Genomic DNA, 23,781 nt, shown 5'->3' on the forward strand with positions numbered 1-23,781 from the left:
GGGCTCCCTCAGACCTCGTACGGCTGGACGACGATGAAGTTGCCGGGAGCTCCCCGGAACTGGAGGTTGACGCTCTCTCCGGTGTCGCCGGGGTAGGCGTTGCGGCGCATCCGCACCTGACTGGAGACGACCACCTGGGCGGCGGCCGACCAGGCGACGACGGCGTTGCAGTCGGCGAACGTGGTGGGCGTGACCGGCAGGACGACGGGCGTGCCGTGCGTCTTGACCACGATCGTGCCGGTGCCCTGGAACTGCATGGTGAACAGCGCGCCGCCGGGGATGCCGTGCCCCTCGATGCGACGGACCTCGTACTGGAGGCTCTCGTCGAAGGCGAGGACGTTCTCGGCGGAGACGCAGATGGCGTCGCCCTGGAGTTCGATGGGGTGCACATGGGTGGAGTTCTCGGCGAGGAAGACCTGCCCCTGGCCGGTGCAGCGCATCAGCTGCATCTCCTGGCCGGTGGCGTTGCCGACGATCCGGCCGGCGAACCCGGCGCCCTTGTAACTGAAGTCGACCTTGCCCTGGTAGAGGACCATGCTGCCCTGGCGGGCGAGCACCGGCTGGCCGCCCATGCCGAGGTCGACGCGGATCAGCTTCTTGTTCTGCTGCGTCCAGCGCTGCCCGGTGGGCGTCTCCTTGAACTGCTGGAGTGCGGAGGCCACACCGGCGCCGCCCTGCGGGGCGCCTTGCGGCACACCGTAGGCCTGCTGGCCGGGGACCTGTCCGAACGGGGGCTGCTGGCCGTAGCCGGGGGGCGGGGCCGGCTGTCCGTAGCCGGGCGGGGCCTGCGGGGCCGGGGGCTGATGGCCGTAGCCGGGCGGCATGGGCGCGGTCGGCGCCGGGCCGTGCCCGTAGGGCTGCTGCGGCTGGCCGTAGGGCGCCGGGGCGGGGGCCGGGGGCGGGACATGGCCGCCGCCGGGCGGGGCCAGAGGTCCGACGATGGTCGGCGCGGCGTGCACCGAGGGCGCGTGCACCGAGGGCGCCGGCGCCGGGGCGGGCGGCGGAGTCGCGCCGGGCGGGGGCGCGAAGCCCTGAGCGGCGGGCTGCGGCTGATGCGGGGCGGGGGCCGGGGGCGCGCCGAACGCGGGCGGGGCGAAGCCGGGAGTGGCGCCGCCGGCCTGGGGCTGCGCCGGCGCGGGGGGTGCCGCGGGGGCCTCCTCCTCCGCGACCTCGCCGCCGAAGTTCTTCAGCAGCGCGTCCAGACCGCCGTCGAAACCCTGCCCGACGGCCGCGAACCGCCAGACGTCCTTCAGGTAGATGTCGCCCAGCATCACGGCCCGCTCGGTGGTGAACTCCGCGCCGCTGAACGCGTAGCGGGCCACCTCTTCGCCGCCCGCGACGATGCGCAGGTACCCGGGACCGATCTGCGACATCTGGCCGGCGCCGTCGACGGTCGCGGTGAAGGAGAGCTTGTGGATCTGCGACGGGATCCGGTCGAGGGTGACGCGGAAGGACTCCGTGTCGCCGGCCTGGGGGCCCAGGAGCTGAATGGACTCCTCCGGGGACTTCGGCTGGTTGAAGAACACGAAGTACCGGTCGTCCGAGAGCCGCTCGTCGGCGTCGAGGCCGAAGCAGCTGATGTCGAAGGTCAGGCCGGGTGCGGTGATCTGCACGCCTACGTACAGATCGGTGCCCGCGGTGAGGTCACTGATCTTGGCCTTGTGGCCGCGCTGGAATTCCCTGGGCATGCGTAACGACCGTCCCCCATCCCGATTGCGAGTGCGTCGCGTCAGGCTAACGGCAAAGTCGGACAACGCACGATGTCGGTACAGACCCGGTACACAACCGGCGTCGCCAGGGGGCGGACGTGCTCACCGCGCGCGCGGAGCAGGTCACTCCCCGCGTGCGCCGGGCGGGTGGGGCAGCCGCTCGGCCGCGACGACGCCCTCCAGGTAGCCGCGCGCACGCTCGGTGCGCGGGTACGCCTCCAGCAGCCGCCAGAAGTCGGGCCCGTGACCGGGCACGAGCAGATGCGCGAGCTCATGGGCGAGGACGTAGTCGATGACGTACTCGGGCATGCCCTTCAGGCGGTGCGACAGCCGGATGCTGCCCTCGGCCGGGGTGCACGACCCCCACCGGGTGTTCTGGTTGGTCACCCAGCGCACCGAGGCGGGCCGGGCCCGGCCCCCGAAACACTGGGCCGACAGCCGCTCCGCACGCTCGGCCAGCTCGGCGTCCCCCGGCACCCGCCGGCTCTCCTGGGCGGCGAGCTTGTCGAGCATGACGTTCACCCAGCGTTGCTCCTCGGCCTCGGACATCCGGGCCGGGATGAGCACGATGGTGCGGTCGCCCTCACGGTACGCGGAGACCGTCCGACGTCGACGGGCGCTCCTGCGGACCTCGATGGCGCTCGCCCGTGAGCCGCTCGGCGGCTGGCTCGTCGTACTGCGCTGTGGTGTTCCGGCGCGGTGCAGTGGGTCGGCGGACACGCCCCGACGTTACCCGCTGCACACGGGGGAAGTCCCGACCCCGGGGCGGTTCGGTTTCGATCTCTCCTGCCGCGTTTGCCTCGTCCGACGCATTCGTACGATGAACGCCTCTGCCTGTGGACAACTTTCGGCGGCCTCCGGCGGGCCCGGGCATGCTGGCACTCGTCGGCGGAGCGAGGACACCCCACGCCCCGCTCCGTCGGCATGACGGGGAGTTTCCAGGCATACGGGGGCCTTCGATGCATCCGACGATGAAGCCCGCGCTACGGCGCGGCTGGCGTGACCTCAACACGGTGCAGTTCGGGATGACACCCGCGCACGCACTGACACTCGGCCCGGTGGACACCGCCACCGGGAGCTTCCTCGAGCTGCTGGACGGCACGCGCGGACTGGCACTGCTGCGCCAGGAGGGCCGGCGCATGGATCTGCCCGACGGCCACGTCGACCGGCTGGTGGAGCGGCTGGCCCGGGCCGGACTGCTCGACGACGCGCGCGGCGGCGGCCCGGACGCCCACGCCCTGCGGGAGAAGACGGACGTCATGGACCGGCTGCGCCCCGACCTCGCCGCGCTCTCGCTCCTCACGCCGGAGCCGGGCGACGCGATCGGGCGCCTGGCCGCCCGCCGCCGGCTGCGGGTCCAGGTGCGGGGCGCCGGCCGGGTCGGCGCGGTGCTGGCCGCCCTGCTGTCGGGGGCCGGCGTCGGCGAGGTGGACGTACGGGACGGCGGCCGGGTCGAGCCGGGGGACGTCGCTCCGGGCGGCCTGCCCGCCGAGGCGATCGGCGAACGCCGGGACGAGTCCGCCCGCCGCGCCGTACGCCGGGCCGCACCCGACCGCCCCCCGCGCAGGGCCCCGGGACCACCGGACGCCTCGGACACCCCGGCCTTCGGCCTGGTGATCCTCGCCCCGCGCGACGACGTGTCCGTGCACGCGCCCCCGCCCGAAGCGGCGGAGCCCTTGATCGCCTCGGGCACGCCCCACCTCTACACCGGCGTCGTGGAGGGCACCGGCGTCGTCGGCCCCCTGGTCCTGCCGGGTGAGACGGCATGCGCGGGCTGTCTCCAGCAGGAGCGCGTCGACCGCGATCCGGCCTGGCCGAGGCTGATCGCCCAGTGGCGTTCCGGAGGACGACGAACGGCACGCGCCTGTGACCTGGCCCTCGCCACGGCCGTCGCCGGTCTGGCCGCCGCCCACGCCCTCGCCTTCCTCGACGGCCGCACCCCCGCGAGCGAAACCGCACGCTGGGAGGTCAGCGCCCCCGCCCTGCAGTGGCGCGCCCGGCCGGTGCGGCCCCACCACGCGTGCCCGTGCGGAGCCGCCCGGGAAGGTGAGCGCGAAGGTGAGCGGGAACACCCCTCCGAGGACCGGGGATCGCACGCGACAATGGACAGGCATCGGCATCCGACGGAGCATCGCCGTACGGCGGACGCGACGCGGCTGTCTGGGACTTGGAGGGCGCATGTCTGATCTTCCCCGGAAGGCGGTCACCCGGACCGCCAAGCTCGCCGCGCTCCCGCTCGGCTTCGCCGGGCGGGCGACCTGGGGCCTGGGCAAGCGGATCGTGGGCGAGTCCGCGGAGATCGTCGGCCGCGAGCTGCAGCAGCGCACCGCCGACCAGCTCTTCAAGGTGCTGGGCGAGCTGAAGGGCGGCGCGATGAAGTTCGGACAGGCACTGTCCGTCTTCGAGTCCGCCCTGCCCGAGGAGGTGGCCGGCCCCTACCGCGCGGCGCTCACCAAGCTCCAGGACGCGGCTCCGCCGATGCCGACCCGTACCATGCACGCCGTGCTCACGGCGCAGCTCGGCGAGGACTGGCCGCAGCTGTTCCTGGAGTTCGACGACAAGCCGGCCGCGGCCGCCTCGATCGGCCAGGTGCACCGAGCGGTGTGGCACGACGGCCGGGAGGTCGCGGTCAAGGTCCAGTACCCGGGGGCGGGCGAGGCGCTGCTCTCCGACCTGAACCAACTCAGCAGGTTCGCCAGGCTGTTGGGCCCCCTCGTCCCGGGCATGGACGTCAAGCCCCTGATCACGGAACTGCGCGACCGGGTCTCGGAGGAGCTCGACTACAGCCTGGAGGCGCAGGCCCAGCAGGCCCACGCGGACGAGTTCGCCGACGACCCGGACGTCGTGGTGCCGGCGGTGGTCCACCAGTGCGACCAGATCCTGGTCACCGAGTGGATCGACGGCGTGCCGCTCTCCGAGGTGATCGCCGACGGCACCGAGGAACAGCGCGATCGCGCCGGTCAGCTCCTGTCCCGGTTCCTCTTCTCCGGCCCGGCACGCACCGGCCTGCTGCACGCCGACCCGCATCCCGGCAATTTCCGCCTGCTGCCGGGCGGCCCCGGAGGCGAGGACGACTGGCGGCTGGGCGTGCTGGACTTCGGCACCGTGGACCGGCTCCCGGGCGGACTGCCCGACCCGATCGGCGAGTCACTGCGCCTCACCCTGGACGGCGAGGCCGAGGCGGTCTACGAGCTGCTCCGCAGGGAGGGCTTCGTCAAGGAGTCCATAGAGCTGGATCCCGACGCGGTCCTCGACTACCTCCTGCCGATCATCGAGCCGGCCCGCCTCGACGAGTTCACGTTCACCCGCGGCTGGATGCGCAGCCAGGCGGCCCGGATCGCCGACATCCGCTCCCCCGCCCACCAGTTGGGCAAGCAGCTCAACCTGCCGCCCGCCTACCTGCTGATACACCGGGTGACGTTGAGCACCATCGGCGTGCTGTGCCAGCTCGGCGCGACGGTACGGCTGCGCGAGGAACTGGAGGAGTGGCTGCCCGGCTTCGTCCCGGAGGAGACCCCGGACGATCAAGAGGCGCTGGAGGAACTCGAGGAGCCGGACGAACTCGAGGAGCCGGGGGACGTCGAGGATCTGGAGAACGTCCAAGAGCTGAAGGAACTGAAGGAGCTGAAGCAGCGGGGAAAGCGGGAGGAGCAGGGTGGGCTGGGGGCCGGGGGCTCGGTCGCGGAGGCGTGAAGAAGGGGACGCGGAGGAGCGGACGGCACGGAAGGGCAGCGGGATAGGCAGCCTCGCGGCGCGGTGTGACGCTTCTCACCACCAGTCCGAGTCCAGTCGTCCCTCGATCGCCCTGAGGTTGGCGCGGGCACAGGCCTCGCAGTAAAAGCGCCGGGCCCCGTGCTCCACGGAGCAGGTCCAGGTGAGGGGCGGCGGCTGCCCGGCCTGCACACCGCAGCGGGCGCACACCACGCCACCGGGCTCGGACGAGGAGCCGCCGCGGCCCCCACCTCCGGCCCGCTGACCGGCTCCGGCCGGGTCACCGTCTCCGGCGCGGTCACCGTGCGCAACCCGCTCACCGTCTCCGGCTCGGTCGCTGTCTCCGGGAGGACGCGTCATCCTCGGGACGATAGCGCCCCTGCCCGGGTTCGCCACCCCAACGCACCGCGGGGGCCGGTCCGTTCGGACGGACCGGCCCCCGCGGGAAGAGCTTCGCCTCCCCGTGGATGGGGAGGCCACCGCTTCAGGTGGGTGTGATCACTGCATCACGGCCATGGCGAGCGCCCGGCGGGCGCGCAGCGAGGCGCGCTCGGCCCGACGCTGCATCCGCCGAGCGGCCAGCAGACGCGCCGCCTGGCGGCCCTGCTCGGCCTCGCGCAGGCGGTCATGCATATGCGCACGTGCCAGGGCTTCTGGAATGAGTTGCATCTCGCGGGTCCTGTTCTGGCGCGAGTCGTACGCGCCGGTGGTGGTGACGTCTTCGGTCGCGGAGCCTGCGGGCTCGCTGGTGAACGGCTTCATCGGGGCCTGCTTCTTGGGGTCTTGCGTGAGGGGGCGGTCGATCGTTCCTGCGATGTTCATGCTGTGACCGGGTTCTTGCGCGGGCGGCCACGCGGCCGCTTGCGGGCGACGACGACACCCTGGACGAACAGCTCGCCACCCCAGACGCCCCAGGGCTCGCGACGCTCCTTGGCGCCGGCGAGGCAGGCCTCGACCAGCGGGCAGGTGCGGCACAGGGACTTGGCGTACTCGACGTCGGCGGGCGTCTCGGCGAAGAAGACCTCCGGGTCGTAGGAGCGGCAGGGGACGGGCACGCCGAGGTTCTCGATGGCGTCGTCGAGCGCGGTCAGCGCCGTGAGGGGGATCAAGGTGGGGTCCTTCGTGAGGCCGGGCGGGGGGAGCGTTTCGGAAGGCGGTACGGACGGGGCGTGCGCTTCGAGTTGCACGGTGTGTTTTTCCTCGTCTGGTCGGTCCGGTCCGGTGGGACCGGTTGTCGGCGGGTACCGGGTTCTTTTCTTGTCCCGAGGCCCCTTCGCTCCGTCGTCCCCGTGATCGGGACAAACAGAAGGGCCGCGGATCCCGGGTGGGGTTCCGCGGCCCTGAAGGCGCCGGCCTGATCGACGATCAGGCTGGATCACTCCAGGGTTCCGGCCCACGGAAGGCCCACATCAGGGGGTGCTGCTGCGTCGTCTGCTTCCGGAATCCGGCACCGGCGGCTGCAAAGGCATAGGCATGCGCCTGTCCCTTTACTGCTTCCAGTGCCTCGGTCGGTCGCTCATTGCGCTCACGGACGGGAAGATCCGTGGAGGCGACGCGGGAGGACACGAGCCGGCCGGCACTGATGCCGGACAGACCGGTGCCCAGGGTCGAGGCGCCGAGCATGCACGAGGAGACGACGGAGAGACCGGTCAGTTTGGCGGCAGAGCTGCGGTTGATGATGATCACTGGAATCGCCTCCTCTCGGCGTCTCGGGGGACCGGGGGTGAGCCCGATCCGACGGATATGCAGGTAAGTACAGCACGGAATCAGGGCCTTGGAGAAGGCCGCCGTTCCCGTGTCTAAGAACCTATGGGGATTGCCGGGGCATGCGCAAACTATTTTTCCGACGAGTTCGGATCAATCTCGCGCGCCCCGCCCCTCAGTCCTCCACTTCGCCGCCCGGTACGTCCTGGCCTGCGCAGATGGCCAGAACGTCGGCACCGTAACGGTTGAACTTGCGCACCCCCACCCCGGGGATCCGGGCCAGCTCGCCCTCCGCGTCGGGCACGGCCTCGGCGATCGCCATCAGCGTCTTGTCCGTGAAGACGCAGTACGCCGGCTGTCCGCTTCGCCGCGCCTGGACCGCCCGCCAGTCCCGCAGCCGCTCGTAGAGCCCCTCGTCCATGTCGGACGGGCAGTCCTCGCAGCGCATCAGCTTCATCTCGCCGGCGTCGGTCAGCGTCCGCCCGCAGACCCGGCACCGGGCCGGGCTGCGCCGGGTCCGGCGCGGCACGGCGGGCGCGAGCGCCGCCCCGCCCGTGACACCGCGCTCGATGCCCCCGGCGGCCCCGCCCCGGCCCGCGGCGGCGGTACCCGAACCGGGGCGCAGCCCGTCGAGGAAGCGGCTGGGGCGACGACTCGCGCGGCCGCCCGGCGAACGGGAGAGCGCCCAGGAGACGTGCAGGCGTTCACGGGCCCGGGTGACCCCGACGTACAGCAGGCGGCGCTCCTCCTCGATCTGCTCGTCCGTCTTGGCGTAGGTGATCGGCATCATGCCCTCGGCGACGCCGACGAGGAAGACGACGTCCCACTCCAGGCCCTTGGCCGAGTGCAGGGAGGCCAGGGTGACGCCCTGCACGGTCGGGGCGTGCTGGGCGTTCGCCCGCTCGTCGAGTTCGGCGACCAGATCGGCCAGCGTGGCGCCGGGCCGGGCGGCGGCGAAGTCCTGGGCGAGGTGGACCAGCGCGGCCAGGGACTCCCAGCGCTCCCTGACGGCTCCGGAGCCGGCCGGCGGCTGCGTGGTCCAGCCCTCGCCCGAGAGGACGGCCCGCACCTGGGAGGGCAGGTCGACGGCGTCCTCCAGCAGCGTGTCGTTGCCGCCGAAGCGGGCCGCACCGCGCAGGGCGACCCGCGCCTTGCGCACCTCGGGCCGGTCGAAGAACCGCTCGGCGCCGCGCAGCTGATACGGGACGCCGCGGTCGGCCAGCGCCTGTTCGTAGGTCTCCGACTGCGCGTTCGTGCGGAACAGGACGGCGATCTCCGCGGCCGGGACGCCCGCGTCGAGGAGTTCGCGGATACGACGGGCCGCGCCGTCCGCCTCGGCCGGCTCGTCGGGGTATTCGGTGTAGGCGGGCTCCGGTCCGGGCGCGCGTTGGGAGACCAGCTCGAGACGGTGGTCCGCGGCGCGGCCGCGGGCCTGGGCGAGCAGACCGTTGGCGAGATGGACGACCTGGGGCGTGGAGCGGTAGTCGCGCACCAGCTTGACGACGGTGGCGCCCGGGTGGCGGGTGCGGAAGTCGAGCAGGTGGTCGGGGGTGGCGCCGGTGAAGGAGTAGATCGTCTGGCTGGCGTCGCCGACCACGCACAGGTCGTCCCGCTCGCCGAGCCACAGTTCGAGCAGCCGCTGCTGAAGGGGGCTGACGTCCTGGTACTCGTCGACCACGAAGTGCTGGTACTGGGCGCGTACCTGTTCGGCGATGTCGTGGCGGTCCTGGAGGACGGCCACGGTCAGCAGCAGGACGTCCTCGAAGTCGATGACGGCGCGGGCCCGCTTGAGGTCCTCGTAGGCGGCGTAGAGCTGGGCGATCTCGGCGGGGTCGCGGGGGACCTCGCGGCCCGCCTTGGCGGCGGCCCGGGCGTAGTCGCCGGGGACGGTCTGGGTGACCTTGGACCACTCGATCTCCGCGGTGGCGTCCCGCAGCTCGCCGCGGTCGAGTCGCAGGCGGCACGCGGCGGCCGCTTCGGCGACGAGCTGGATCTTGCGGTCGACGAGCCGGGGCAGTGACCCACCGATCGCTTTCGGCCAGAAGTACTGGAGCTGACGCAGGGCCGCGGAGTGGAAGGTGCGGGCCTGCACCCCTTGGGCGCCGAGCTGGCGCAGCCGGCCCCGCATCTCCCCCGCCGCGCGGTTGGTGAAGGTGACGGCGAGCACGCTGGAGGGCTGAAGGATGCCGGCGCGGACGCCGTAGGCGATGCGGTGGGTGATCGCCCGGGTCTTGCCGGTGCCGGCCCCCGCCAGCACGCACACCGGACCGCGCAGGGCGGTGGCCACCTCGCGCTGCTCGGGGTCGAGCCCTTCGAGCACCGCGTCGGCCGAGTCCGGTGCCTGCGGGAAGAGGGAGGAGTGCGTTGCTGCTGTCACACAGCCATGCTGCCAGGTCCGCGGAGACGGGCGGGACGGTTGTCCACAGGCGGGCCCTCGCAGTCGTACTAATGCGGGGACTCCGGCTCGGGCCCATGCGGCGAGCGTCACTCCGGCTCCCGGACCCGGCCCGCGGCCGGCGGGAATGGCGGCACCCTCGCGTACGTTCTGCCAGTAGGACCGCCTGTACCCCCGACCCGCCGAAGGAGCACAAGAGACATGCTGGGCACCGTGACGATGTACAGCACCACGTGGTGCGGCTACTGCCAGCGGCTGAAGAAGCAGATGGACCGCGAGGGCATCGCGTACACCGAGATCAACATCGAGCAGGACCCGGCTTCCGCCGCGTTCGTCGAGAAGGCCAACGGCGGAAACCAGACGGTGCCGACTGTACTTTTTCCCGACGGCTCCACGCTGACGAACCCGTCGCTGGCGCAGGTGAAGCAGAAGATCGGCGCGTGATCGCTTACGGCGTGTGACCGGGCGTCGCCGTGCGGGCCGTGTCGGGTTGTGCGGCTGTGCGAAGGAAGGGCGGTCCCGGTTCGGGGCCGCCCTTCGTGTGTGCCGGTCAGACGGCGCGGGTGGGCAGCGGCTTGCCGTACCAGAGCTCGATCAGGCGGGCCGCGATGGAGATGCCGTAGGGCGGCAGGACCTCGCCGGACTCGAAGGCCGCGCCGAGTTCGTCGCGGGAGAACCAGCGGGCCTCGTGGATCTCGTCGCCGTCGACGTCGATGTCGGTGGACGTGGCGCGGGCCATGAAGCCCAGCATGAGGCTGGACGGGAAGGGCCAGGGCTGGCTGGCGACGTACTCGACCGGGCCGACGGTGATGCCGGCCTCCTCGAAGACCTCACGGCGCACGGACTGCTCGATGGACTCGCCGGGCTCGACGAAGCCGGCGAGGGTCGAGAAGCGGCCCTCGGGCCAGTGCACCTGGCGGCCGAGGAGGATGCGGTCCTCGTCGTCGGTCACGGCCATGATCACGGCGGGGTCGGTGCGCGGGTAGTGCTCGGCGCCGCAGGCGGGGCAGCGGCGGATGTGGCCGGCGGCGGCGATGACGGTGCGCTCGCCGCAGCGGGAGCAGAAGCGGTGGGTGCGCTGCCAGCTCTCCAGGCCGACGGCGTGCACCATCAAGCCCACGTCGCGCGGTGACAGCAGCAGTCCGGCCTCGCGCAGTCCGGCCGGGCGGGCGGACTGGTCGATCCGGCCGGGCAGCGCGTCCTTCTGGAGGGCGAAGTAGCTGACGCCGTCGTCGTCGGTGCCCAGGAAGTAGCGGTGCGCTTCGGTGAGGGGCGCCTCGAACGACGGGGTCATGACGAGTTCGGTGCGGCCGTCGGGCGTCTCGTCGATGAGGACCTGGCCGCCGGAGACGACGAAGCATCGTGTCGTCGGGTGGCTCCACGCCGCGGCCAGCCAGGCCTCGTCGAGCCGGTGGTGGGCTGCCCGGTCCACGCCGCTCGGCGCGGTGAGCGAGATGGGTCGATCGGCGTTCGGGTCGGTCCAGGTGGTCACGGGTACTTCCAACTCCCCCGGTGGAACGGTTGTTTCGGCGGGTGGTTCAGCGGGACGTACAGCAGGGGACGACCGGGTCGGGCGCGGTGTCGCGGTGCGGGGCGGCCGGTCCAGTGTGCGCCCCGCGCGCGGGCGTTCCGGAGCGGTCGGTGACATCAGGGCGCATGACGCCAGTTCTCGGCGAGGTCGCTCCAGAGGTGGGCGGCGGTCTCGACGCCCTTGAGGAGGAGGTCCAGCTCGACCTTCTCGTTGGGCGCGTGCCAGCCGTCCGAGGGGACGGAGATGCCCAGGAAGAGCACGGGGGCGCCGAGGACCTCCTGGAGGTCGGCGGCCGGCCCGGAGCCGCCCTCGCGGGTGAAGCGGACGGGCTTGTCGAAGGCGCGGCCCATGGCGCGGGCCACGGACCGCAGCGCCGGGTGGTCCAGGGGGGTCAGGCACGGGCGGGTGGCGGGGCTGAACGTGATCTCGTGCCGGATCCCGGCGGGCAGCTGCCCGGCGGCCCACGCGCGGACGGCCTTCTCGATGTGCTCGGGGTCCTGGCCGGCGACGAGCCGGAAGGACAGTTTCACGAACGCCGAGGACGGGACGATCGTCTTGCTGCCGGGGCCCTGGTAGCCGCCGCCGATGCCGTTGACCTCGGCGGTGGGGCGGGCCCAGATCCGTTCCAGGGTGGTGTGGCCGGCTTCCCCGTGGGTGGCGTGGGACCGGGCGGTGCGCAGCCACTCCTGCTCGTCGAAGGGCAGCTCGGCGAAGAGTTCGCGCTCGCGGTCTGTGAGCTGGACGACGCCGTCGTAGAAGCCGGGGACGGCCACGCGCGCGTGCTCGTCGTGCAGGGCCGCGACCAGGCGGGCGGCCGCGGTGGCCGGGTTGGGCACGGCGCCGCCGAAGGAGCCCGAGTGGATGTCCTGGTCGGGGCCGAGGAGCCGGATCTCGCACTCGGCGAGACCGCGCATGCCGGTGCACACGGTGGGGGTGTCCTCGGACCACATGCCGGTGTCGGAGACGATCACGGCGTCCGCGGCGAGCCGCCGCGCCTGCCGCTCGACCAGGTCGCGGAAGTTCGGCGAGCTGGACTCCTCCTCGCCCTCGATCAGCAGCTTGAGGGTGACGGCCGGGGCGGGGCGGCCGGTGGCGGCGAGGTGCGCGCGTACCCCCAGGGTGTGGAAGAAGACCTGGCCCTTGTCGTCGGCCGCCCCGCGCGCGTAGAGGCGGTTGCCGCGCACGACGGGCTCGAACGGGTCGGTGTCCCAGCCGTCCTCGCGGGCGGCGGGCTGCACGTCGTGGTGGCCGTAGACCAGGACGGTGGGGGCGTGCGGGTCGTCGGAGGGCCACTCGGCGTAGACGGCGGGCGCGCCCGGCGTGGGCCAGACCTCGACGGTCGGGAAGCCGGTCTCCGCGAGTTTCGCGGCGAGCCAGTCCGCGCTGCGCCGTACGTCGGGTGCGTGGTCGGGCTGGGCCGACACCGACGGGATGCGCAGCCACTCGGCGAGGTCCTCGAGGAAGGCGTCGCGGTGCTGCTCGACGTACGTGCGGACGGCGCTGACGGCACTGTCAACGGGATGGCTCATGGTCACGAGCCTATCGGCCCGCGCCGGTGTCCTCGCCGGGCCCGTGAGGGCGCTGTGCTCGCCCGGCGGGTGCGTCGCGGTCGCGTCCGGCGGCCTCTTCCCCGGTCAACAGGCGCTCCAGCGCGGTGCGATCGGGCAGTCCCGGCGGGCGGACGACGTCGCCGGTGCGCACGTACAGGAAGCCCGCTGTGACGGATTCCACGGGCACGCCCTGCTGCTCGGCCCATGCCACCCGGTAAATCGCGAGCTGGAGGGGGTCTGCGGTGCGCGCGCGGTGCGTCTTCCAGTCGAGGATGTCGTAGGTCGCGGAGTCTCCGTCGCCCTCCTTGTAGACGGCGTCGATGCGGCCCCTCACGACGCGGCCCGCGAGGGAGAGCTGGAAGGGCGCCTCGACGCGGTAGGGCGTGCGGTGGGCGTAATCGGTGCGCTCGAACGCGTCCTTGAGCGCCTGGAGGTCGCGCTCGTCGGCGATCTCGGCGTCGTCCCCGGGCAGTTCGTCCGGTCCGAGCAGGGGAAGGGTCAGTTCCTCGAAGCGGGCTTCCACCCAGGCGTGGAAACGGGTGCCCCGGCGCGCGGCAGGCTGCGGGGGGCGTGGCATGGGGCGTGCGAGTTCCTGGGCGAGGCCGTCCGGGTCGGCGGCCAGCCGTAGTACCTGGGAGGCGGTCAGGGTCGTCGGCAGGGGGACGTCCGTGACGGCGCGGCGGGCGCGCAGCAGTTCGCCGGCGAGGGCGTCGAGGTCGCGGTCCCAGGAGGCGACGGCGCGGGCCTCCTCGGGGGTGAGACGGTTCCCGCGCGGGCGTCCGGCGTCGCGGTCGGGGCCCGTGGCCTGGTGGGGCACGGGGAGGGTGGGGCGGCGGCCCGCGCGGGGCTCGGCCGCCTCGGCAGGGGCGCCGGGCGCGTTATCGGGGGCCGTGCCGTCGAAGGGAGCGCCTTCGACGGGGGTGTCCGTGAGGGCGTCGGTCTCGAAGGAGGCGTCCTCGAAGCGATCGTCCTCGAAGGCACCGTCCTCGAAGGCACCGTCCTCGAAGGGATCGGGTTCGAACGAGCCGGGTTCGAAGGGATCGGGTTCGAAGGGGTCGGGGTCGTCGTGGGGTGGTTCGTCCTCGGGCGGCGGAGAGGGCCACTCGGGGTCGTCGTGGGCGTCCGGGTCATGGGTGGGCGCCGGGTGGCCGTCCGTGTGCGCGGCGAGGTTCTCCAGATGGGCGAGGACGGTCTCGGCGGCGGCGCGCCGGCGTGCGAGCGCGGCGTCGTCCAGCGGGAGCGGCCACACCTGGTCGGCGGCGGCACGGTGCAGGGCGGGATTCTCCGCGTCCTCTTCCGGTTCGTCCGCCCAGACCTCGATCTCGCCGTGTCCGGCCGCGCAGTGGTCGTGCAGGGCCTGGAGGAAGGCGGAAGGGCCGCGGGGCTTCTTCTGGGTGGGGCCCCACCAGTGGCCGGAGCCCAGGAGCAGGGAGCGGGGTCGGGTGAAGGTGACGTAGCCGAGGCGGAGCTCCTCGGTGTGCTGGTGTTCCTTCATGGCCTCGTGGAAGGCCTTCATGCCCCGCGCGTCCCAGGACTCGACGTCGGGGAGGGTGTCGGCGTCGCCGCGCAGCTCGTGCGGGAGCACCTTGGCCTGCGCGGTCCACTTCTCGCGGCCCTGTGCGCTGGGGAAGGTGCCGACGACCAGGCCGGGGACCACGACGACGTCCCACTCCAGGCCCTTGGAGCGGTGCGCGGTGAGGACCTTGACGGTGTTCTCTCCGCCGGGGAGCGCGTTGTCCAGGCCCTTCTCGTACTGGGCGGCGGTGCGCAGGAAGCCGAGGAAGGCCAGCAGGCTCGCCTCGCTCTCGTGGGCGGCGAAGGAGGCGGCGACGTCGAGGAAGTTGGACAGGGTCTCGCGGCGGCGGGCGGCCAGGGCGTGCGGGGACGCCGACAGTTCGACCTCCAGCCCGGTGACGGCCAGGACGCGGTGCAGGACGTCCATCAGGGGGTCGGCCAGGGAGCGGCGCAGGTCGCGCAGCTCTGTGGCGAGGCGGGCGAAGCGCACGCGCGCGTCCGGCGAGAACGGCAGGCCGTCGTCGTCCCCCGTGCCGCCGTCGGCGTACAGGGGGGTCTCCAGGAAGGTGTCGAGGGCGTCGGCGAGCGATATCACCTCGGACGGGTCGACGCCTTCGACGGCCTCGGCGAGGCGGCGGTCGGGGTCGTCGGCGCCGTCTGCCCGCGCGTGGCTGACGAGGAGCCGGGCCCGCCGGCCCAGGAGGGCCAGGTCGCGCGGGCCGATGCGCCAGCGCGGGCCGGTGAGCAGCCGGACCAGGGAGGCGTTGGCTCCGGGATCCTGGAGCACCTCGCAGACGGCGACGAGGTCGGCGACCTCGGGCAGATGCAGCAGCCCGGACAGGCCCACCACCTCGACGGGGATGTCGCGGGCGACCAGCGCGCCCTGGATCTCCGCGAAGTCGGTGGCGGTGCGGCACAGGACGGCGATCTCGCCGGGCGCCTTGCCGGTGCGCACGAGGTGGGCCACGGAGTCGGCGATCCAGTCCATCTCGTCGGCATGGGTGGGCAGCAGGGCGCAGCGGACCACTCCGTCGCGTTCGGCGCCCGGTGCGGGGCTGAGCGCCTCCACGCCCGCGTGCATGGCGCGCAGGGGCTCGGCGAGGCCGTTCGCGAGCTCCAGGAGGCGGCCGCCGCTGCGGCGGTTCTCGCTGAGCGACTGTCGGCGGGCGGCGCTGCCGTCGGCGTGCGCGAAGTGCTCGGGGAAGTCGTCGAGGTTGGCCACGGAGGCGCCGCGCCAGCCGTAGATGGCCTGGCAGGGGTCGCCGACGGCGGTCACGGGGTGGCCGGTGCCGCCGCCGAACAGGCCGGCCAGGAGGATGCGCTGGGCGACGGACGTGTCCTGGTACTCGTCGAGGAGGACGACCCGGAACTCGTCGCGCAGCAGGGGGCCCACTTCGGGAACCTGGGCGAGCTGTGCGGCCAGGGCGATCTGGTCGCCGAAGTCGAGCAGGTCGCGGTCGCGTTTGGCGGCGCGGTAGCGCAGCACCAGGTCGGCCAGTTCGCGGCGGGCGGCGGCGGTCTCGGGCGCCTTGCGCAGGTCGGCGTTGGTGAGTTTCGCGCCGTCCAGGGAGAGCAGCAGTCCGGCGTCCCACCGGCGCAGGTCCTCGGGGCGCACCAGGTGCTCGGCGAGTTCGGCGTCGAGGGTGAGAAGGTCGCTGATCAGGTCGGCGAAGGAGCGGGTGAGGGACGGGTAGGGGCCGGGCGCTTCGCGCAGCACGCGCGCGGCGAGCTGGTAGCGGGTGGCGTCGGCGAGCAGGCGGGCCGTCGGCTCCAGCCCGATGCGCAGGCCGTGGTCGGTCAGCAGGCGGCCGGCGAAGGCGTGGTAGGTGGAGATCGCCGGTTCGCCCGGCGGGTTGTCGGGGTCGATCGCGTCGGGGTCGGTGACGCCCGCCCTGACCAGTGCCCTGCGGACGCGCTCGGCGAGTTCTCCGGCCGCCTTGTTGGTGAAGGTGAGGCCGAGGACCTGCTCGGGGGCGACCTGGCCGGTGCCGACCAGCCACACCACGCGCGCCGCCATCACGGTCGTCTTGCCCGACCCGGCGCCGGCCACGATCACCTGCGGGGCGGGCGGCGCGGTGATGCACGCCGTCTGCTCCGGGGTGAAGGGGATCCCGAGGAGCTCCTTGAGCTCCTCGGGGTCGCTGATACGGGCGGGCATGGGGAGAGGCTAGCGGCGGGCACTGACACTCGATGACAAATCACCCGTCGCCCTGGCTGATGCGCAGCTCAGCGCGGGTGGTGCGGTCCGTCACACCCCGCCGGGCGGGGCCCGTCCGACCGGCCCTGCCCGGCTCGCACCCCGGTCTCGCCTCGCGTCGCGGCCCGGGCTCGCGGGACCGGTCCTGCCGGACACACGCGGGTCGTGCGCCTCACTCGACGACGTGGCGTCCCTCGGGCCGGGCGCTGCACGAGGCGCGGAACGCGCAGTGGGCGCACTGCTGGCCCGCGGTCGGGGTGAACCGCTCGTCGAGGACCTTGCCGGCCGCCGTGGCCAGCAGGTCCCCGACCCACTCGCCCTCCAGCGGTTCCTGCGCCTGCACCTTGGGCAGGGCGTCCCCGCCGTCCCGCTTGGGGGCGCCCTGGCGCAGCTGGACGAGTTCGGCGCCGCCCGGTGCGGGCCGTACGCCGTCGAAGGCCTCGTCGACGGCGCCTTCGCGCACCGCGAGCTGGTAGACGGCGAGCTGCGGGTGGCGCTCGACCTCGTGGGACGTGGGCGCCTGTTTGCCCGTCTTGAAGTCGACGACGTAGGCGCGGCCTTCGCCGTCGGCCTCCACGCGGTCCATCTGGCCGCGGATGCGGACCTCGTACTCACCGGCTTCGAGCGTGACGTCGAAGTCGTGTTCGCTGGCGACCGGGGTGCGGCCGGTGCGGTCCATCACATGCCACTGGAGGAAGCGTTCGAGCGCCACGCGCGCGTGCGCCTTCTCCTGTGCCGATTTCCAGGGGGCGTCGAAGGCGAGGGCGTTCCACACGGAGTCGAGGCGTTCCATGAGGACGTCGAGGTCGGCCGGGGTGTGCCCGGAGGCGACCTCGTCGGCGAGGACGTGCACCACGTTGCCGAAGCCCTGGGCGACGGTGGCGGGGGCGTCGGCCTTCACCTCGCGGCCCAGGAACCACTGCAACGCGCAGGTGTTGGCGAGCTGGTCGAGGGCGCTGCCGGAGAGCACGACGGGCTGGTCGCGGTCGCGCAGCGGCACCTTGCTCTCGGTCGGCTCGAACATGCCCCACCAGCGGTAGGGGTGGGCGGCCGGCACCAGGGGCCTGCCGTCCTCGTCGGCGAGGGCCGCCAGCCGGGCCAGTCGGCGGGCGGCGGCCTCCCTGAGCGTGGCGGACGCGCGCGGGTCGACCGTCGTGGCGCGCAGTTCGGCGACCAGGGCGGCGACCGCGAGGGGGCGGCGGGGGCGGCCGGTGACGTCCTGGGGCGCGACGCCGAGTTCGGTCAGGAAGCGCGAGGGCTGGTCGCCGTCGTCGGCGGGCGCCTTCACCGCGGTGACGACGAGGCGCTCCCGCGCGCGGGTGGCAGCGACGTAGAAGAGGCGGCGCTCCTCGGCGAGCAGCGCGCCCGGTGTGAGGGGTTCGGCGAGTCCGTCGCGGCCGATGCGGTCGGCCTCCAGGAGGGAGCCGCGGCGGCGCAGGTCCGGCCACAGGCCCTCCTGGACGCCGGCGACGACGACCAGGCGCCATTCCAGGCCCTTGGAGCGGTGGGCGGTCATGAGGCGTACCGCGTCGGGGCGCACGGCCCGCCGGGCGAGGGTGTCGGCGGCGATGTCCTCGGCCTCGATCTCGGCCAGGAAGTTCAGCGCGCCGCGGCCGCCGGTGCGCTCCTCCGCGCGCGCGGCGGTGGCGAACAGCGCGCACACGGCGTCCAGGTCCCGGTCGGCGTTGCGGCCGGCCGCGCCGCCGCGCCGGGCGGCGCGCTCCAGGCGCGCGGGCCAGGGCGTGCCGTCCCACAGGTCCCACAGCGCTTCCTCGGCCGTGCCGCCCTGCGCGAGACGCTCGCGGGCGGTCGCCAGCAGCGCGCCCAGGCGCTGGGCGCCGCGCGCGTAGGCCGGGTCGTGGGCGACCAGGCGTTCCGGCTCGGCCAGGGCGCGGGCGAGCAGGACGTCGGAGGGCGGCGGCAGCGGGTCTCCGGCGGCGCGTTCCTCCTCGCGCAGCGCACGACCGAGGCGGCGCAGATCGGCGGCGTCCATGCCCGCGAGGGGGGACGCGAGCAGGGTCAGGGCGGTCTCGGTGTCCAGCCAGCAGCCGCCGTCGTCCGCGGCGGCGGCCCGGCCGCGCTCCGACACCTCCGCCGGCCCCGACGCTCCCGACGTGTCCGCGCCCTCTGCGGCGTCCGCGCCGTCGCTCGCCTCGCCGTCCGCGCCTCCGGCGGTCTCGCTGCCTGCTCCGTCGGCGAGGTCTCCCGGACCGTCCGTGTGCGGCCGCGGGTCGTCGGGAGCTCCCACGTCTCCCGCGTCCCGCGGTGTCGCGACGGCGCCGTTCCCGCTCTCGGCGGCGGCGCTGGCGGTGGGCGGGGCCGGGGCGGTCGCCGTCGGCCGGGCGGTCTCTGCCGTGGCGACGGCCCGCAGGGCCGTCAGCAGGGGGGCGACCGCCGGTTCGTGGCGCAGGGGGAGGTCGTCGCCGTCGATGTCGAGGGGGACGCCCGCGGCCGTCAGGGCGCGGCGGACCGTCGGGATCGTGCGGGAGCCGGCGCGCACCAGGACGGCCATGTCGCTCCAGGGGACACCGTCCTCCAGGTGCGCGCGGCGCAGGATGTCGGCGACGTTGTCCAGTTCGGCCCCGGGGGTCGGGTACGTGTGGACCTCGACGCTTCCGCCGTCGCGTACCGCGGTGAGTTCGCGGTGGGCGCGGACCTTCGCGGCGGGCAGCCGGGTCAGCGGCATCCGCTGGGTGAGCAGCCGGGTGGCGGCCAGCAGGGCTGCTCCGGAGCGGCGGGAGGTGCGCAGGACCTCGACGGGGGCGGGGCGGCCGTCGGGGCGCGGGAAGGCCTGCGGGAATTCGAGGATGCCGTTCACGTCGGCGCCGCGGAAGGTGTAGATCGACTGGTCGGGGTCGCCGAACGCGACCAGGGTGCGGCCGCCGCCGGCGAGGGCGTGCAGCAGCCGCACCTGGGCGGGGTCGGTGTCCTGGTACTCGTCGACGAAGACCGCGTCGTACTGGGCGGCGAGCCGGTGGGCGACCTCGGTGCGGTGGGCGAGGAGGACCGCGCGGTGGACGAGTTCCGCGTAGTCGATCACGCCGTGCAGGTCGAGCACGTCGAGGTACTCGGCGAGGAAGGCGGCCGCGGCGCGCCAGTCGGGTCGGCCGATGCGGTGGGCGAAGGCGTCCAGGGCGGCCGGGCCGAGGCCCAGCTCGCGGCTGCGGGCCAGCACCGCGCGGACCTCGTCGGCGAAACCGCGGGTGGTGAGACAGGCGCGCAGTTCGTCCGGCCACCGTACGTGCGCGAGGCCGAGCCGTTGCAGGTCGAGCTGGCCGGCGAGCAGTTCGCGGACCGCGACGTCCTGCTCGGGTCCGGACAGCAGGCGCAGGGGTTCGACGAACAGGTCGGCGTCCTGGTGGGCGCGCACCAGGGCGTAGCAGTACGAGTGGAAGGTGGTCGCCTGGGGCGCGTGGGCGGCGCCCATGCGCAGCGCCATCCGGTCGCGCAGTTCGACGGCCGCCTTGCGGCTGAAGGTGAGGACCAGGATGCGCGCGGGGTCGCCGCCGGCGGCGACCCTGGCCGCCACGGACTCGACGAGCGTCGTCGTCTTCCCCGTGCCCGGACCGGCCAGGACGAGCAGCGGGCCGGCGCCGTGGTCAACCACCGCGCGCTGGGCGGCGTCCAGACGAGGAGGAGCCGGCCGGGCCGCCGGGGTGCGTACCAGCCGGTAAGCGCCACGGTTGCCCTGCCGACCCTGGGGGTGCGGCAGGCGCCTGGTGGAGGAAGAGGAGCTCACGTGGTTCGCCGGTCCTGGTGGGTGTGCTGGTTGTCGGAGCGACGCTCGGCAAGAGCGGTGGTCGCGTGGTGAGGGAGACGTGTGCGGCCGACGCTACGCCGACCTGCGGCCCGGAAAGACGGCTTCCGCCTCTTCCCCCGGGCCCCCGGCCGCGCACCCTGACCGGGTCGCCCGCGCGGCCCTCGCGGCGCCGGCGGCCCTCCCGGCCCGCAGGCCACGCGTTTCTCTCGTCCCTCGAACGTACGCCATGTCGCGGACGTGCCCGGTTCGCGGTGTTTCCCCCGTACGAGCCGCAAGATCCCCCCGGCGCTCCGCGATGGCGGAAGCTGTCAGGTGTGACCTTCCGCGTCCTGGCCGCCGTCCCATCTCGCCCGTCTCATGTCGAGGCGCGGCACATGGCCCTCGGCCGCCCTGCTCGCCTCCTTCAGCGGCGTGCCCTCGGCGCGGTAGTGGTTCAGGGCCCGCAACTCGTGGCCCGGGAGCAGCACCCCGTCCGCGCGCACGACGCGCCACCAGGGGGCCGCGCCGCCGTACAGCGCCATCACCCTGCCGACCTGTCTCGGGCCGCCCTCCTGGAGCCACTCCGCGACGTCCCCGTACGTCATGACCCGCCCGGGCGGGATCAGCTCCGCGACCTCGAGGACCCGCTCGGCATACTCCGGCAGGGCGTCGGTGTACTCCGGGCGGGCGTCGTCCGGAAGGCTCTGCTCGCTCATCCGCCCCATCCTGCCCCACGGCACCGACAATGCGACGGGTCCGCGACTTTGTGTGACCCTCGCCCCCCGGCGGCCCGTCGGGCAGACTGTGCGCCCCCGCATTTGCACCCTGATGCCCCCGTGTGTCGGTGCGGCATGCCACCATCGTGCGGGCGGTGACCGGTGATACGAGACCAAGAAGAGACGATGAAGCAGCAGGGCGTGCGACCTGAGGGCGCGGAGGGCACCTCTGACGCTGCGTCGCGCCCGGACGCCGCCGACGGGGTCTCCCGGGACGTACCGCAGGGCGGGGCGCCGCTGGACGGGACACACGAGGCCGAGGAGCCGGAGGAGGTGCACATCGACGAGGTGGAGGGCGACGAACCCCTGCTTCCCGCGCGCGTGCACCGCCCCTCCGACCTGATGCGCCTGCTGATCGGTGTGCTCGCCGTCGTCGTCCTGCTGGCCATCGCCGCCTTCGCACACGGAACGACCTCGGGCCTCGAACAGGACATCAACAAGGGCACCGGTCAGGCGCCCGACCTCCTGATCAAGATCGCGGGGCTGGCCTCCAGCATCGCGATCCTGCTCGTGCCCGTGGCCTTCGCGATCGAGCGGCTGATCAAGCGCGACGGACTGCGCATCGCCGACGGCGTGCTCGCGGCCGTCCTCGCGCACGGCGTGACCCTCGCCACCGACCTGTGGGTCGCCAAGGGCGCTCCGGGGTCGATCCAGGAGGCGCTCACCCAGCCCTCCCCCGGCGACGTCCACGCACTCACCGACCCGGTGCACGGCTATCTGGCGCCCGTCATCGCCTACATGACGGCCGTCGGCATGTCGCGGCGGCCGCGCTGGCGCTCGGTGCTGTGGATCGTGCTGATGCTGGACGCCTTCTCGATGCTCGTCACCGGCTACACGACGCCCTTCTCGATCATCCTCACGGTGCTGATCGGCTGGACCGTGGCCTACGGGACGCTGTACGCGGTCGGCTCGCCGAACGTGCGCCCCACCGGGCGGACGCTGATGGCGGGGCTGCGGCACGTCGGGTTCCGCCCGGTGAGCGCGGCCCGCGAGGAGGTCTCCGACGCCTCCGACGGCGACCGCGGCCGACGCTACTTCGTCACCCTGGAGGACGGGCCGCCGCTGGACGTCACGGTCGTCGACCGGGAACAGCAGGCCCAGGGGTTCTTCTACCGCGCGTGGCGCAACCTGACCCTGCGCGGCTTCGCCACCCGCAGCAGCCTTCAGTCGCTGCGCCAGGCGCTGGAGCAGGAGGCCCTGCTGGCCTACGCGGCCATCGCGGCGGGCGCCAACGCGCCGAAGCTGATCGCGACCTCGGAACTGGGGCCCGACGCGGTGATGCTCGTCTACGAGCACACCGGCGGCCGCACCCTCGACTCGCTGTCGGACGAGGAGATCACCGACGATCTGCTGCGCAACGCCTGGCACCAGGTGCGGGCGCTTCAGTCGCGGCGGATCGCGCACCGCCGGCTCGCGGGCGACGCCATCCTGGTGGATCGTTCCGGCACGGTGATCCTCACCGATCTGCGCGGCGGCGAGATCGCGGCCGGCGACCTGCTGCTGCGCATGGACGTCGCCCAGCTCGTGACGACGCTCGGACTGCGCGTCGGCGCCCAGCGCGCGGTGGCCTCCGCGGTGGGCGTGCTCGGGCCGGACGCGGTCGCGGACTGCCTGCCGATGCTCCAGCCCATCGCGCTGACGCGCTCCACGCGCGCGACGCTGCGCCGGCTGGCGCGTGAGCGGGCGCAGCGCGAGCGCGAGGCTGTCCTGGAGGCCTCCCAGCAGGCCAAACAGGCGCGCCTGGAGGCGTCGGAGCACGGCGCCGCCGGGACCGTCGTCCTGGAGAAGCCCGGCAAGAAGGCCGAGCGGGCGGAGGCGCGGGCCGAGAAGCGCGCCATCGACGAGGCGGTGGAGGAGGCGCGCGAGGAGGACCTGCTGACGCAGATCCGGCACGAGGTGCTGCTGATCCGCCCCCAGGCGCCGGTCGAGCCGGCCCGGCTGGAGCGGGTGCGGCCGCGCACCCTGATGAGCGTCATCGCGGGCGCCATCGGCGCGTACTTCCTGCTGACGCAGCTCACGCACATCGAGTTCGGCCCGCTCATCGAGAACGCCGACTGGGGCTGGGTCGCCGCCGCCGTGCTGTTCTCCGCGCTGAGCTACGTGGCAGCGGCGATGAGCCTGCTGGGCTTCGTCCCGGAGCGAGTGCCCTTCCCGCGGACCGTCGCCGCCCAGGTCGCCGGCTCGTTCGTGAAGATCGTCGCCCCCGCGGCGGTCGGCGGGGTCGCGCTGAACACGCGCTTCCTTCAGCGCTCGGGGGTGCGGCCGGGGCTCGCCGTCGCCAGCGTCGGCGCGTCGCAGCTGTTCGGGCTCGGCTGCCACATCCTGATGCTGCTGTCGTTCGGCTACCTGACCGGCACCGAGAAGACGCCGTCCCTGTCGCCGTCCCGCACGGTCATCGCGGGCCTGCTCACGGTGGCGGTGCTCGTGCTCGTGGTGACATCGGTGCCGTTCCTGCGCAAGTTCGTCTCCACGCGCGTGCGCTCGCTGTTCGCCGGGGTCGTGCCGCGCATGCTGGACGTGCTGCAACGGCCGCAGAAACTGGTCACCGGCATCGGCGGCATGCTCTTGCTCACCGCGTGCTTCGTGATGTGCCTGGACGCGTCGATCCGCGCGTTCGGCGACGGGACGACCTCCCTGAGCATCGCCAGCGTCGCCGTCGTCTTCCTCGCCGGCAACGCCCTCGGTTCCGCCGCCCCGACGCCCGGCGGAGTCGGCGCCGTCGAGGCGACCCTGACGGTCGGTCTCATCGCGGTCGGGCTCCCCAAGGAGGTCGCGGCCCCCGCGGTGCTGCTCTTCCGTCTGCTGACGCTGTGGCTGCCGGTCCTCCCGGGCTGGCTCGCCTTCAACCAGCTGAGCCGCAAGGGCGCCCTGTAGGGACGGGCGCCCGGCCGGGCCGCACGGCCGTACCTCGTACGGCCCGCGCCCCGCGCGCGTGCCGTGACGCCACCGCAGGA

At 73.7% G+C, this 23,781-nt stretch carries 16 protein-coding genes; 4 read left to right on the plus strand and 12 right to left on the minus strand.

From position 1 onward, the window contains the following. Positions 1-8: 8 nt before the first annotated feature. Complete coding sequence (locus tag ACGFSH_RS07315; protein ID WP_393345848.1) at positions 9-1,688, minus strand: TerD family protein; 1,680 nt, start codon at positions 1,686-1,688, stop codon at positions 9-11. Between the two features lie 144 nt (positions 1,689-1,832). Next, positions 1,833-2,429 carry a M48 family metallopeptidase gene (locus tag ACGFSH_RS07320; protein WP_329413405.1) on the minus strand — a complete coding sequence of 199 codons (597 nt, stop codon included), beginning with the start codon at positions 2,427-2,429 and terminating at the stop codon, positions 1,833-1,835. A gap of 239 nt (positions 2,430-2,668) precedes the next feature. On the opposite strand from ACGFSH_RS07320, the gene ACGFSH_RS07325 reads away from it, so the two are divergent. Both ACGFSH_RS07325 and ACGFSH_RS07330 read left to right on the plus strand, forming a co-directional pair. Further along, on the plus strand, positions 2,669-3,895 hold the full coding sequence (locus tag ACGFSH_RS07325) for a TOMM precursor leader peptide-binding protein (RefSeq protein ID WP_393345851.1): 1,227 nt from the start codon (positions 2,669-2,671) through the stop codon (positions 3,893-3,895). Next, positions 3,888-5,402: an ABC1 kinase family protein gene (locus ACGFSH_RS07330; RefSeq protein WP_393345853.1), complete on the plus strand. Its 1,515-nt coding sequence runs from the start codon at positions 3,888-3,890 to the stop codon at positions 5,400-5,402. The genes ACGFSH_RS07325 and ACGFSH_RS07330 overlap by 8 nt, the downstream gene beginning before the upstream one ends. A gap of 75 nt (positions 5,403-5,477) precedes the next feature. Here the strand turns inward: ACGFSH_RS07330 and ACGFSH_RS07335 are convergent, their stop codons facing one another. From ACGFSH_RS07335 to ACGFSH_RS07355, 5 genes are all read right to left on the minus strand, one after another. Next, positions 5,478-5,780, minus strand: coding sequence for a hypothetical protein (locus ACGFSH_RS07335; protein WP_393347002.1), 303 nt, complete (start codon positions 5,778-5,780; stop codon positions 5,478-5,480). A 138-nt stretch (positions 5,781-5,918) separates the two neighbouring features. After that, on the minus strand, positions 5,919-6,242 hold the full coding sequence (locus ACGFSH_RS07340) for a hypothetical protein (protein WP_069771665.1): 324 nt from the start codon (positions 6,240-6,242) through the stop codon (positions 5,919-5,921). Next, complete coding sequence (locus ACGFSH_RS07345) at positions 6,239-6,607, minus strand: WhiB family transcriptional regulator (RefSeq protein ID WP_329413400.1); 369 nt, start codon at positions 6,605-6,607, stop codon at positions 6,239-6,241. Before ACGFSH_RS07345 ends, ACGFSH_RS07340 begins: the two co-directional genes overlap by 4 nt. Positions 6,608-6,785: 178 nt before the next feature. Next, a complete protein-coding gene (locus ACGFSH_RS07350; RefSeq protein ID WP_393345856.1) occupies positions 6,786-7,106 on the minus strand; it encodes a hypothetical protein in 321 nt (106 codons plus the stop codon). Positions 7,107-7,299: 193 nt separating this feature from the next. Then, complete coding sequence (locus tag ACGFSH_RS07355) at positions 7,300-9,501, minus strand: ATP-dependent DNA helicase UvrD2 (RefSeq protein WP_393345858.1); 2,202 nt, start codon at positions 9,499-9,501, stop codon at positions 7,300-7,302. A 219-nt stretch (positions 9,502-9,720) separates the two neighbouring features. Here ACGFSH_RS07355 and ACGFSH_RS07360 point away from each other — a divergent pair, with 219 nt between their 5' ends. After that, complete coding sequence (locus ACGFSH_RS07360; RefSeq protein WP_393345860.1) at positions 9,721-9,963, plus strand: mycoredoxin; 243 nt, start codon at positions 9,721-9,723, stop codon at positions 9,961-9,963. Between the two features lie 106 nt (positions 9,964-10,069). Here the strand turns inward: ACGFSH_RS07360 and nudC are convergent, their stop codons facing one another. From nudC to ACGFSH_RS07385, 5 genes are all read right to left on the minus strand, one after another. After that, positions 10,070-11,011: an NAD(+) diphosphatase gene (nudC, locus tag ACGFSH_RS07365; RefSeq protein ID WP_329413394.1), complete on the minus strand. Its 942-nt coding sequence runs from the start codon at positions 11,009-11,011 to the stop codon at positions 10,070-10,072. A 155-nt stretch (positions 11,012-11,166) separates the two neighbouring features. Further along, positions 11,167-12,579, minus strand: a complete 1,413-nt coding sequence (locus ACGFSH_RS07370; protein WP_393345862.1) for a dipeptidase — start codon at positions 12,577-12,579, stop codon at positions 11,167-11,169. 10 nt (positions 12,580-12,589) lie between these two features. Beyond that, a complete protein-coding gene (locus ACGFSH_RS07375) occupies positions 12,590-16,273 on the minus strand; it encodes a UvrD-helicase domain-containing protein (protein WP_393345864.1) in 3,684 nt (1,227 codons plus the stop codon). A 211-nt stretch (positions 16,274-16,484) separates the two neighbouring features. Then, positions 16,485-20,051, minus strand: a complete 3,567-nt coding sequence (locus tag ACGFSH_RS07380) for an ATP-dependent helicase (RefSeq protein WP_393345866.1) — start codon at positions 20,049-20,051, stop codon at positions 16,485-16,487. Positions 20,052-20,380: 329 nt separating this feature from the next. Beyond that, positions 20,381-20,767, minus strand: a complete 387-nt coding sequence (locus ACGFSH_RS07385) for an MGMT family protein (RefSeq protein WP_329413388.1) — start codon at positions 20,765-20,767, stop codon at positions 20,381-20,383. A 186-nt stretch (positions 20,768-20,953) separates the two neighbouring features. On the opposite strand from ACGFSH_RS07385, the gene ACGFSH_RS07390 reads away from it, so the two are divergent. Further along, positions 20,954-23,701 carry a flippase-like domain-containing protein gene (locus ACGFSH_RS07390; protein WP_393345868.1) on the plus strand — a complete coding sequence of 916 codons (2,748 nt, stop codon included), beginning with the start codon at positions 20,954-20,956 and terminating at the stop codon, positions 23,699-23,701. Positions 23,702-23,781: the final 80 nt, after the last annotated feature.

The sequence above is a fragment of the Streptomyces sp. NPDC048481 genome, assembly GCF_043200075.1.
Taxonomy (GTDB): Bacteria; Actinomycetota; Actinomycetes; order Streptomycetales; family Streptomycetaceae; genus Streptomyces.